At 74.5% G+C, this 10,108-nt stretch carries 9 protein-coding genes; 2 read left to right on the forward strand and 7 right to left on the reverse strand.

The window, feature by feature from the left end; translation table 11 throughout:
• Positions 1-224 precede the first annotated feature (224 nt).
• Positions 225-875, reverse strand: coding sequence for a TetR/AcrR family transcriptional regulator C-terminal domain-containing protein (locus tag GV126_RS15205; RefSeq protein WP_159666757.1), 651 nt, complete (start codon positions 873-875; stop codon positions 225-227).
• Between the two features lie 70 nt (positions 876-945).
• On the opposite strand from GV126_RS15205, the gene GV126_RS15210 reads away from it, so the two are divergent.
• The gene (locus tag GV126_RS15210; RefSeq protein ID WP_159666760.1) at positions 946-2,325 is read left to right on the forward strand and encodes an FAD-dependent monooxygenase; all 1,380 of its coding nucleotides are present in this window, start codon (positions 946-948) and stop codon (positions 2,323-2,325) included.
• 96 nt (positions 2,326-2,421) lie between these two features.
• Here the strand turns inward: GV126_RS15210 and leuE are convergent, their stop codons facing one another.
• Positions 2,422-3,081 (reverse strand): leucine efflux protein LeuE, encoded by a 660-nt coding sequence (leuE, locus tag GV126_RS15215; RefSeq protein WP_159666763.1) that lies wholly within the window; start codon positions 3,079-3,081, stop codon positions 2,422-2,424.
• Positions 3,082-3,167: 86 nt separating this feature from the next.
• Positions 3,168-4,748, reverse strand: a complete 1,581-nt coding sequence (locus GV126_RS15220; RefSeq protein WP_159666766.1) for an acyl-CoA mutase large subunit family protein — start codon at positions 4,746-4,748, stop codon at positions 3,168-3,170.
• 429 nt (positions 4,749-5,177) lie between these two features.
• On the opposite strand from GV126_RS15220, the gene GV126_RS15225 reads away from it, so the two are divergent.
• A complete protein-coding gene (locus GV126_RS15225; RefSeq protein ID WP_236570002.1) occupies positions 5,178-6,089 on the forward strand; it encodes a L,D-transpeptidase family protein in 912 nt (303 codons plus the stop codon).
• Between the two features lie 264 nt (positions 6,090-6,353).
• Here GV126_RS15225 and GV126_RS35790 read toward each other — a convergent pair whose 3' ends face one another.
• The 4 genes from GV126_RS35790 to GV126_RS15240 form a co-directional block, all read right to left on the reverse strand.
• Positions 6,354-7,694, reverse strand: coding sequence for an extensin (locus tag GV126_RS35790; protein WP_201299847.1), 1,341 nt, complete (start codon positions 7,692-7,694; stop codon positions 6,354-6,356).
• The gene (locus tag GV126_RS15230) at positions 7,694-8,356 is read right to left on the reverse strand and encodes an RNA polymerase sigma factor (RefSeq protein ID WP_159673728.1); all 663 of its coding nucleotides are present in this window, start codon (positions 8,354-8,356) and stop codon (positions 7,694-7,696) included. Before GV126_RS15230 ends, GV126_RS35790 begins: the two co-directional genes overlap by 1 nt.
• Before the next feature lie 307 nt (positions 8,357-8,663).
• Entirely contained in the window at positions 8,664-9,062 is a 399-nt protein-coding gene (locus GV126_RS15235) for a hypothetical protein (protein ID WP_159666772.1), read from the reverse strand.
• 198 nt (positions 9,063-9,260) lie between these two features.
• On the reverse strand, positions 9,261-9,908 hold the full coding sequence (locus GV126_RS15240) for a hypothetical protein (protein WP_159666775.1): 648 nt from the start codon (positions 9,906-9,908) through the stop codon (positions 9,261-9,263).
• Between the last annotated feature and the right edge of the window lie 200 nt (positions 9,909-10,108).

A 10,108-nucleotide genomic window follows, 5' to 3' on the forward strand; every position in this document is an offset into this window, starting at 1 on the left:
CGGGGGTGGGCCCCCGTCCGGGGGCGGGCGCCGGCCGGAACGGGGCCGCGCGCCCCCGCGGGCCGCGGGGCGGGCGACGCGGCGGGCGCCGCGGCGGGCGGGGGGCCCTGGGCGGCGGGCGGCGGCCGGGTCGGGGACGGGCTGGCCCAGGTGTTCGCGTGCGTCGGGGGGCGCGGCGGGATCCCCTGAGCCCGCGCTCGCCCGTGGTACGGGCCCGCGCGGGATCAGGTGATCCCGTAGCGGGCCTCGATACCCGCGATCACCAGGGCCAGGCCGTCCTCGAACTGGCGGTCGTAGTCGTCGAAGAGCAGCCGGCCGGCCGCCGCGGCGAGCGGGAAGTCCGCCATCCGCCGGGCGCGTTCCTCGATCCCGTACCCCTCCCGGCGCTCGCCCGGCAGGGGGCGTACGCCCTGCTCCTCGGTGACGAAGCCGAGGGTGAACAGGCGCGCCGTCCGGACCGCGTCGACGGCCTGGGCGAGGGTGAAACCGGCGGCCGTGAAAAAGCGCAGGTTCTCCTCCAGCTCACGGGCGTGGTCGATGCCGGTGAAGCGTGAGCCGCTGAACACCTTGGCGCCGTCGCGGTAGCCGAGCAGGGCGGTGCGCAGCCCGCGGTTGACCTTCAGCAGCCTCTCCTGCCAGGTGTCGGCGGGGTCGAGGACGGTGCCGGCGGTCATCCGCCGGTACATCTGCGTGGCCATCTCGTCGAGCAGCGCCTGCTTGTCCTTGAAGTGCCAGTACAGCGCGGGCGCCTTCACGTCGAGCTCGCGGGCGATGGTGCGCAGGGTCAGGCCGTCCAGGCCGACCTCGTTCAGCAGCCGCAGCGCCGTGTCCGCCACCCGTGCGCGGTCCAGGGGCGTGCGTCGTTCCGTAGCCACACTTGACAGCTTAACAGCGTTAAAGGCACGCTCGTCGCCCTCAGCACTTAACGTCGTTAAGGAGAGTGCGATGGACGTCCTGATCGTGGGCGCGGGTCCGACCGGCCTCACCCTCGGCATCGATCTGGCCCGGCGCGGGGTGGACGCGCTGGTCGTGGAGCGGGCGGACGGCCTGTTCCCGGGCTCGCGCGGCAAGGGCATCCAGCCGCGCACCCTGGAGGTCTTCGACGACCTCGGCGTACTGGACGCCATCCGCGCGCACGGCGGCCCGTACCCGGTGCGGATGGTGTGGAAGAACGGCGAACGGGTCGGCGTGCAGCCGATGTTCGACGCCGTGGCCGCGGACGAGGGCGCGCCCTGTACCGAGCCGTGGATGGTCCCGCAGTGGCGGACGCAGGAGATCCTGCGCGCACGGCTGGCGGACCTGGGCGGCGAGGTGGCGTTCGGACGCGAGGCGACGGGCCTGGCGCAGGACGCCGAGGGCGTCACCGTCGAGTTCGCCGACGGCGGGACCGTCCGCGCCCGGTACGTGGTCGCGGCCGACGGCGGCCGCTCGGCCGTACGGCGCGCGCTGGGAGTGGACATGGCCGGGGAGACCGTCGACCCGAACCCGTTCCTGGTGGCGGACGTGCGGGTGAGGGGCCTGGACCGCGACCACTGGCACACCTTCCCCGCGGACGACGGCACCGGGGTGATGCTGTGCCCGCTGGCCGGGACGGACGACTTCCAGCTGGCGGCACGCCTGCCGCAGGACGCCGATCCCGAGCCGACCCTGGACGGCGTCCGCGCGCTCGTCGCCGCCCGCACGCACCTGGACGCCGCGGCGGTCACCCGGCTGCGCTGGGCCTCCGCCTTCCGTCCGCGCGCCGCCCTGGCGGACCGCTTCCGGGTGGGCCGGGTCCTCCTCGCGGGCGACGCCGCGCACGTCCACTCGCCGGCGGGCGGCCAGGGCCTGAACACCAGCGTCCAGGACGCCTACAACCTGGGCTGGAAGCTGGGCGCGGTGCTGCGGGACGGGGCCACCGAGACGCTGCTGGACAGCTACGAGGAGGAGCGCCGCCGCAACGCGGCCGAGATGCTGGGCCTGTCCACCCGGGTGCACCGCGGCGAGGTGCGGCGCGGGGAGGCGACGGTGCAACTCGGGCTGGGCTACCGGGAGTCGTCGCTGAGCGAGGAGACGCGGCACGCCCCGGACGGGATCCGGGCGGGCGACCGCGCCCCGGACGGCACGGTGGACGGCGTCCGCCTCTTCGACGCCTTCCGCGGGCCGCACTGGACGCTGCTGGGCGCGAAGGCGCCGGTGGCCGGGGTGCGGAGCCTTCCGGCCGCCCCGGCGTCGTACGGCTCCGGCATCTTCCTGGTCCGCCCGGACGGTTACGTCGGCTGGGCGGGTAAGGAGGCCACGGCGGACGGGCTCACGGCGTACCTGGCCCGGTTCGGGCTGCGCTGACGCCGAGCCGGCCATGACCGGGCGGCCCTCCCGGACCGGCGGACCGCCCTACCGCACCGGCCGACCGACCCCATCGCACCGGCCGGCCGCCGCCGGTCACGAACCGGCCAGCGACAGCTTCACCGCGAAGCCCAGGAACAGCGCGCCCGCCGCGGACGTCGCCCAGGCCGACAGCCGCTTGCGGCGGCGGAAGGCGGCGGCCAGCTTGGTGCCGCCGAAGATCAGGGCGCTGAGGTAGAGGAAGCTGGCCAGCTGGGCGAAGGCGCCGAGGACGACGAAGGACAGGGCCGGGTAGGCGTAGCCCGGGTCCACGAACTGCACGAAGAAGGCGACGAAGAACAGGATCGCCTTGGGGTTGCACAAGCTGACCACCAGGGCCCGGCGGTAGGGCCGCTCGTGGGCGGGCGCGGCGGCGGCCCCTTCGGGCTGCTCGGCGGCGGCCCGCTCGCGCCGGGTGCGCCACATCCCCCAGGCCGCCCGCAGCATGCCGATCGCCAGCCAGGTCAGGTATCCGGCGCCGGCGTACTTCACGATCCCGAACAGCACGGCGTTGCCCTTGAGCAGGGAGGCGACCCCGGCCGCCGACAGCGTCATCAGCACGGTGTCCCCGCAGAAGACGCCCGCCGCGGCGGTGTACCCGGCGCGCACGCCGCGCCGGGCGGCGACGGACAGCACATAGAGCGAGTTGGGCCCGGGAAGCAGGACGATGAGGACGAGTCCCGCCAGGTAGGTGGGCAGATCGATGACGCCGAACATGGCGGGAGTGTCGCACAGGGGTACGACACTCCGGGCGGGATTTCGCAGGGCGAGACGGGCGTCGGACGCCGCCGCCGGGGACGGCGTCAGAAGGCGTCGCTGGGGACGTAGTTCCCCCACACCTCCCGCAGCGCGTTGCACACCTCGCCCACCGTCGCCCGGGCCCGCAGGGCGTCCTTCATCGGGTACAGCACGTTGTCCTCGCCCTCGGCGGCCTTCTTCAGGGCGGCGAGGGCCACCTCGACGGCCGCCTGGTCCCGCTCGGCGCGCAGCTTCGCCAGCCGCTCGGCCTGCTGGGCCTCGATCGCCGGATCGACCCGCAGCGGCTCGTACGGCTCCTCCTCGTCCAGCTGGAAGCGGTTGACGCCGACCACCACGCGCTCGCCGGAGTCGGTCTCCTGGGCGATGCGGTAGGCGTTGCGCTCGATCTCGTTCTTCTGGAAGCCGCGCTCGATGGCCGCGACCGCCCCGCCGAGGTCCTCCACCTTCTGCATCAGCTCCAGCGCGGCCGCCTCCACGTCGTCGGTCATCTTCTCGATGACGTAGGAGCCCGCGAACGGGTCCACGGTCGCGGTCACGTCCGTCTCGTAGGCGAGGACCTGCTGGGTGCGCAGGGCCAGGCGCGCGGACTTGTCCGTGGGCAGCGCGATGGCCTCGTCGAAGGAGTTGGTGTGCAGCGACTGGGTGCCGCCGAGGACGGCCGCGAGACCCTGCACGGCGACGCGGACCAGGTTGACCTCCGGCTGCTGGGCGGTCAGCTGCACCCCGGCCGTCTGCGTGTGGAACCGCAGCATCATCGACTTGGGGTTCCGCGCGCCGAACTCCTCCTTCATCACCCGCGCCCAGATCCGGCGGGCCGCGCGGAACTTGGCGACCTCCTCCAGGATCGTCGTGCGGGCGACGAAGAAGAAGGACAGACGGGGGGCGAAGTCGTCCACGTCCATGCCGGCCGCGACCGCCGTGCGCACGTACTCGATGCCGTCCGCCAGGGTGAAGGCGATCTCCTGCGCGGGCGAGGCGCCGGCCTCCGCCATGTGGTAGCCGGAGATCGAGATCGTGTTCCACTTCGGGATCTCGGCCCGGCAGTACTTGAAGATGTCCGCGATCAGCCGCAGCGAGGGCTTGGGCGGGAAGATGTACGTCCCGCGCGCAATGTACTCCTTGAGCACGTCGTTCTGGATGGTGCCCGTCAGCTTGTCCGCCGGCACGCCCTGCTCCTCCGCCACCAGCTGGTAGAGCAGCAGGAGCAGAGCGGCCGGGGCGTTGATCGTCATCGACGTGGAGACCTTGTCCAGCGGGATGCCGTCGAACAGCACCCGCATGTCGTCGATCGAGTCGATGGCCACACCCACCTTGCCGACCTCGCCGTGCGCGATCGGAGCATCGGAGTCGTGGCCCATCTGGGTGGGAAGATCGAAGGCGACGGACAGGCCCATCGTGCCCGCCTCGATCAGCTGCTTGTACCGGGCGTTGGACTCCGTGGCCGTGCCGAACCCGGCGTACTGGCGCATGGTCCAGGGGCGGCCGGTGTACATCGTCGGATACACGCCCCGCGTGAAGGGATACGCGCCCGGCTCCCCCAGCTTCTGCGTCGGATCCCATCCCCGCAGGTCCTGCGGCCCGTAGACCGGCTCGATCGGCAGCCCGGACTCCGACTCGCGCGCCATGGTTGTGCCTCCGCCTTGTTGGTTACTCGCCAGTTACCCGCCCGTACGGCCGACCCTCGGCACGGACTGTAGTGGCGGCCGTGCGCCCGGTGGAGTGCCCCACGCTGGGACCTTGCTCACAGAGCGGCCTCCTGCCGTGCCGGGGCCGGTCCATGCATTCCCGCCTTCCGCTGTCGCTTCCCACCATGCCCCCTGGTTCACCGACGGTCACGTGTGGGGAGACATGGCGTGGACTACTGCACCACTGCACCACGTGGACGACGGCATCACTGCACCACGGCACCGAGAGCACTGGGGCAGGACCGGACGACTGGGCGACGGCGACGTGACGCGGCCTGGCACGCGCGACCCGGCCGGGGACGGCCGATGACGGCCAGGCACGGCACGGCGCCGGTGAGACGGCGGGTGAAGCGCATGCGTGGCGGAGGCATGAGAAGGACGAGCGCCGCTGTTGCGGCGGCCGTGGCACTGACGGCGGTCTACGGCTGCACGGTACGGACGCCGGGCACGGACACCGGCGCCGACACCGACGGCCGCCCGCGCTCGCCGGTGCACATCGAGATCCCGACCACCCGCCCGCCCGGCGACCACTCCCCCGCCGGCCGGGCCGAGGACACCGCCGGGCCGGACGACGACCCGTCCTCGGCGCCGCCTGCCGCACCGGGCGCTCCCTCTGCCGCCCCGCCGAGCCCGACCCCCACCGTCGCCCCGCGGACCCTGTGGGCGCGCGGCGACAGCGGACCCGGGGTGCGGGAACTGCAGGCGCGGCTGCGCCAGGTCGCCTGGCTGAGCGACGGCCCGACCGGCAGCTACGACGACCTGACCGAGCGGGCCGTGGCGGGCTTCCAGGGCAAGCGGGGCCTGCCGCGCACCGGCCGCACCGACACCGTCACCTGGCAGCGGCTGCTGGCCATGACGCACGAACCGGGCAGGTGGGAGCTGTACCTGATGGGCGGTCAGCCGGCCGGCGCACCCGACCCGCGCTGCCTGACCGGGCGGGTGCTGTGCATCGACAAGACCAGCCGGACGCTGCGCTGGATGGTCGACGGGCGGACGGTGTCCACGGTGGCGGTGCGGTTCGGGACGGACGCCACGCCGACCCGCGAAGGTGTGTTCCACGTCTACTGGAAATCACGCCACCACGTGTCCACGCTCTATCACTCGCCCATGCCGTACGCCATGTTCTTCAGCGGCGGCCAGGCCGTGCACTACTCCTACGACTTCGCGGCCCGCGGCTACGCGGGCGGCTCGCACGGCTGTGTGAACGTACGGGACGAGACGGCGATCGCGCGGCTGTTCGCGCAGGTGCGGGTGGGGGACAAGGTCGTCGTCCACTGGTGACGCCCGAGATGACGCGCGGGCCGGGAGACGGGGAGAAGGGCGCGGGCGGGACCGGGGGAACGTGGCCCGCCCGCGCCGACGCACGAGCCGCGGGTACGGGGGGAACCCCGGCGTTCGTGCTCCGGCCGATGACCAGTCGGCCACTCATTACTGCGCCGGGGCCGCCGAAAACGTCACACCTCGCGCGGAGATTTTTTCGGCGGACGCATCGCCGCAGGTCAGCGGCCCTATGCGCGGATGCGCGGACGCGTGGGAGAGCGGCGGTCAGGGCCGGTGAGCACCCGACCGGCCGCCGCCGCCCTTCTGGGCGCCCCGGCCGGTCCCGCCCCCCCGGCCGCCGCCCTGACCGCCGCTCTGGCCGTGTCCGCCGCCGGCGCCGCCCTTGCTGCCGTTGCCGTTCTCGCCGTTCTCGCCGTTCTTGCCGTTCTGCCCGGCCGCGGGGCCTGCCTGACCGGCGCCCTGACCGCCCTGACCGCCCTGGCCGTTCAGGACGTTCTGTTCCTTCGGGTCGCTTCGGCCGGACTTGCCGCCGCTGCCGCCCTTACTGCCGCTGCCGCCGTTGCCGCCCTTGCCGCCCTTGCCGCCGTTGCCGCTGTTTCCGGCGTTGCCGCTCTTGCCGCCCTTGCCGTTGCTGCCGTTGCTGTTGCTGTTGTTGCCGTTGCTGCCGCTGTTGTCGTTCTTGCTCCAGGCGTTGCTGCTGTTGCCGGGGGTGCCGTGGGCGGGGGCGTGCTCGTCGCCGTGGCCACCGGAGTCGTCGCCCTGCCCGGAGCCGCGGTCGCCGGGCGCGTCGAGGAGGCCCTCGCAGTACGCCCCGACGCGCGTGGTGCCGCCGGCCGCCTTCGTCAGCACGTCCTTGCGCTGCTCGCCCAGGGCCTTTCCGGCGCGCAGGTCGCGGCAGGCGTCGGCGAGCCTGCTCCCGCCGCCCGCGGTGGTGTCGCCGCGCGCGGCGTCCGGGCCCACGCGGCCGGAAGGGCTCGGCGTGGCGCCGCCGGACGCGGGCGTGTGCGGCCCGGCGCCCGGAGCGGTGCCCGGCGAGGGCGCGGCGGGACCGTCGGGAGTGGCCTGGGCCGACACCGAGGCGGTGGGGGTGGGCCGGTCGCCACCGAACGGCGTCGGCAGCACGCCGGTCGTGGCCGCCGCGACCCCGCCGATCGCCCCGGCGGCCAGTGCCGCGGACAGCGCCAGCCGCACGGGGCGGCGCCAGGCCGGGCGGCGGGTCCGCCCTGCGGGAGAGGGATGCGGGTGCGCCCGCTCGGGCGCCCGGATGCCCGAGCGGGCGCCGAGACGGACCAGGCCGGCGTCGGTGGGCGGGACCCCGGTGCGCCGGGCGGGTGCGGCCCCGCCCGTGCCGGCCCGCTCGGTCCGCGCGGCGTCCTCCGCCTCCGCGTGGGCCTTGCGGAAGGCCGCCAGGGCGGCGGCCTCGCCGGGCAGTTCCGCTTCCGCGGCGGACGGCTCACCGCGGAGCCCGGCCGCGAGGGCGTCCAGGGCCCCGGCGAGCCGTTCGGCCCGGGCCCGGACGGCGGCGTCGACGGTGTCCGGTGGCTCACCGCGCAGCAGGCGCTCCGCCATGTCGCGGTCCAGCCATCGGTACTGCTCGTCGGCCATCACATGTCCTTCTGCGTCCGGGCGCGCGTATGCGTCACAGCGGCGGACGTCACCGCGGGGCCCCGCGGTTCTCCGGGAGATGGCAGCGCATCGAGTCCGTCGGCGCGTTCCGGTTCGGCGCCGAGCAGTTCCGCGAGCCGCTTCAGGCCGCGGTGTGCGGCGGTGCGCACGGCGCCCGGCCGTTTGCCGAGCGTCTCGGCGGCGGTCTTCGCGTCCAGGCCCATGACCACGCGCAGGACGACGGCTTCGGCCTGGTCCTGGGGGAGGCGGGCGATGAGGGAGAGGGGGGTGCCGGTGGCGAGGGACTCGATGGCCTCGCTCGCGGTGTCGGACTCGGCGGGCCTGCCGGTCAGTTCCGTTTCGTCGCCGCCGATGGCGGGGCGGCGACCGCGCATGCGGATGTGGTCCAGGGCGCGGTTGCGCGCTATCCGGGCGGCCCAGCCGCGGAACCGGTCGGCGTCGCCGCTGAAGCGCCGCAGGTCCCGCGCTATCTGCAGCCACGCCTCGGAGGCCACGTCCTCGGCGTCCGGATCGCCGACCAGTGTGCGTATGTACCCGAGCAGTCGCGGGTGCACGCTGCGGTACACAGTCCGGAACGCGGTCTCGTCCCCGTCCTGTGCCGCAAGCACCGCGGCGGTCAGCTCCGCGTCGTCCCCCAGCACCCGTGGTTCCTCAATAGGTCGAGCAAGATCCTCTGCGGCGGCGCCGCCGTCGATGATTGCAGTGATCATGCATGTTCCGCGCTTGACGCGAAAGGCACGTTACGGCCTGAAACCGTCCGCCGTCCATGGCCGTACAAAATGCAACCAAACCACTTCGGTGGTCGGCTGGAAACCGGGTGTGACAGAAAACGCACTCATGGCGCTGTAGCAAGTACGGGCCGCGGCGCGGCCCGTGTCGCGCGACGGCCGGGGCCTCTCCTGTGGGGGGTGGCGGCCCCGGCCGTTGCCTTGACCGCTGCCGGGCGGATCAGCCGTGCCGGACGCTCCGGCCGGCCAGTGCGTCCATGCACAGCAGCCGCAGCGACCCGTGGCCGCCGAAGCAGCGCCGGGCCTCGTCGATCGGGTCCCACAGCCGTCCGTCCGGGGTGCGGATCCAGTGTTCGCCGCCGGACGCCCACCACTCCGCCCCGCACGCGCGGACGATCACCTCGCCGGCGTAGGCGCCGAAACCGCGCAGCACGCTCTCCACGGCCGCGCGCGGCGCGCCCTCGCGGCGGATGTCCTCGATCATCCGGTCGACGCGCCACAGGCTCCGCGCGGAGTAGTCCAGGCGCAGCCGGGCGCCCTCGCGCATGGTCGCCACGGTGTCCGCCGCCCATCGCGCCGGCTTGGTCGCGGCGTGCGGCCTGGTTTCCTGCCGAGTCATTGCTTCCTGTGTCGTCACACAGAGGAGAGCGGCGCCGGCGCCTGCCGTGTCACGCCGATCCGGGCGGTTTCGGCAACCCGCGCAGGACCGGCGCACCTCTCCCGCAGGACGGACACACAACCCGCGCCCGATCCGGTGGTTCTCTCGCCGCTCCGGCCGCCCGTCCCTGTCGGGCTCTGCCCCGCCAGGCCCGCCCTGTCAGGCCCGCCCCCGCGCCCGCCGTGACACCACCGCGCGCAGGACCCGGCGGCCCTCCGTGCAGACCTCCCGGGCCTGGCGCAGACCGGCGGGGCCGTGCCCGGTGAGCAGTTCCAGGACCGTGATCTGACGGCGCAGCTCGGCGGCGACCAGCGGGGACACGCGCGGTGCGGGGGCCGCGGCGGGGATGTCCTGCGCGCGTACGGCGTCCAGGGCCCGGGGGCCGGTACCGGCCGGGGCCGCGTCCGCGGCCGGGTCCAGCAGCCGGTGGATCCGCAGGGAGGCGACCGAGCAGGCGTCGGCCCAGCGGCGCATCTCGTCGGCGGACCGGGCGGCGGGCGCGGCGGCGAGCATCCGGCGGGCCAGCAGCGCGGCCTCGTCCTCGGCCCGCGCGACGGCGGCGCCGGCGTCCCGCGGGGCGGCGGTGTCCGGCCCGGCGGTGCCGAGCGCGCCGCGTGCCTGCTCCAGCCCCTCGGCCCACCGGTCGCGCCCGGCCGCGTCGCCGGGGTCCTCGGCCAGGCCGGCCCACAGCGGGCGCAGCACCTCGTCGTCACCGCCGAGCAGCGGCACGCACCGATCAAGACAAGCCAACCCGCTGGCGGCCAGTCCGCGCTCGTCGGCCCGCGCGATCAGTTCCACCAGGCTCATCCACGCCTCCCTCGCCGGGGCGCCGAGCCCTTGCGGGGCCGCACTCGCCCGGTCTGCCGTCACGACCGGGCGGTAGTGTCACACGGCCCTCACGCACAGTCGAGGGCACCGACGGAAGAAAAGATTTCGGCCACCCCAACCCAGCCCGGCACACGCACCCCAACCCAGCCCGGCCGGCGCACCCCAACCCCGGCCGGCAC

The organism is Streptomyces mexicanus (assembly GCF_902506575.1).
Lineage (GTDB): Bacteria > Actinomycetota > Actinomycetes > Streptomycetales > Streptomycetaceae > Streptomyces > Streptomyces mexicanus.

Coding starts and splice junctions, on each gene's coding strand:
- GV126_RS15235 (WP_159666772.1), bottom strand. CDS start 9,062: ATGACTCGGCAGGAAACCAGGCCGCACGCCGCGACCAAGCCGGCGCGA.
- GV126_RS15220 (WP_159666766.1), bottom strand. CDS start 4,748: ATGGCGCGCGAGTCGGAGTCCGGGCTGCCGATCGAGCCGGTCTACGGG.
- GV126_RS15240 (WP_159666775.1), bottom strand. CDS start 9,908: ATGAGCCTGGTGGAACTGATCGCGCGGGCCGACGAGCGCGGACTGGCC.
- GV126_RS15210 (WP_159666760.1), top strand. CDS start 946: ATGGACGTCCTGATCGTGGGCGCGGGTCCGACCGGCCTCACCCTCGGC.
- GV126_RS15225 (WP_236570002.1), top strand. CDS start 5,178: ATGAGAAGGACGAGCGCCGCTGTTGCGGCGGCCGTGGCACTGACGGCG.
- leuE (WP_159666763.1), bottom strand. CDS start 3,081: ATGTTCGGCGTCATCGATCTGCCCACCTACCTGGCGGGACTCGTCCTC.
- GV126_RS35790 (WP_201299847.1), bottom strand. CDS start 7,694: ATGGCCGACGAGCAGTACCGATGGCTGGACCGCGACATGGCGGAGCGC.